Origin of the sequence: Petralouisia muris, assembly GCF_004793545.1 — a bacterium.
In the GTDB taxonomy this organism is placed as follows: Bacteria; Bacillota; Clostridia; order Lachnospirales; family Lachnospiraceae; genus Petralouisia; species Petralouisia muris.
Window position 1 is genome coordinate 1 of sequence record NZ_SRYA01000233.1, and the last position, 665, is coordinate 665.

Below are 665 nucleotides of genomic sequence, written 5' to 3' on the forward strand. Positions count from 1 at the left end.
CTGTTCAGTTCCTTTGCGACTGCCGCAAGGGTAAGCAGATAGAAGTTGTCATTCTCAACTTTCGTGTCCCTGACCTCAAGACGTTTCCCGCCCACCTTGTAATACTTTCCGTCCAGTTCCACTACATCATCATAAAATGCGGGTTCCGTTGTGATCTCCTTTACCCCTGTCGTAAAAATCTGTGTGGCTGTTTTCATGTTCGACCAGCCGTGGTCAATCCCGATTACTTCAATATGTTTTTCCATTCTGTTCTTCCTCCATATCTTTTTCATGTTGCTTTATCTCTCCTTAAAATCTTTCTCATGCGGGGAAAACAATACTGTTCTGACTGTTTGTACGGACATCCAAAGCACATATCTTCCTTGTCCTGCTCCGTGATTTCAGGCTTGCTTTCCTCCCTGACACACTTCCTAGCGAGACACTGGCTGTTATTTCCGTAAAAGAACCTGCAGCGCATACAGCTTCTTAGGTCTTTTTCCAAATTTACCTGTGCTGCTATAATTCCGCTTTGTTTTGGAGCGTCCTGCACCCTTACGTTAATTCCCATCCACGCCACCCGCCTCTCTTACAGCGGAAAGCATGTAAATCTCCTCCATCTTTCTGTCTGCCAGCCCTGCTGATCTTGAAAGTGCAAGTACAAACACAACTGCTGCTATAATTCCTGC

At 45.6% G+C, this 665-nt stretch carries 1 protein-coding gene and 1 pseudogene; both read right to left on the bottom strand.

Annotation, left to right across the window (positions count from 1 at the left end):
- A pseudogene (locus E5329_RS29260) lies at positions 1 to 245 on the bottom strand (ParM/StbA family protein); the annotation flags it as partial.
- Positions 246 to 268: 23 nt separating this feature from the next.
- A complete protein-coding gene (locus E5329_RS29265) occupies positions 269 to 547 on the bottom strand; it encodes a hypothetical protein (RefSeq protein ID WP_135992590.1) in 279 nt (92 codons plus the stop codon).
- Between the last annotated feature and the right edge of the window lie 118 nt (positions 548 to 665).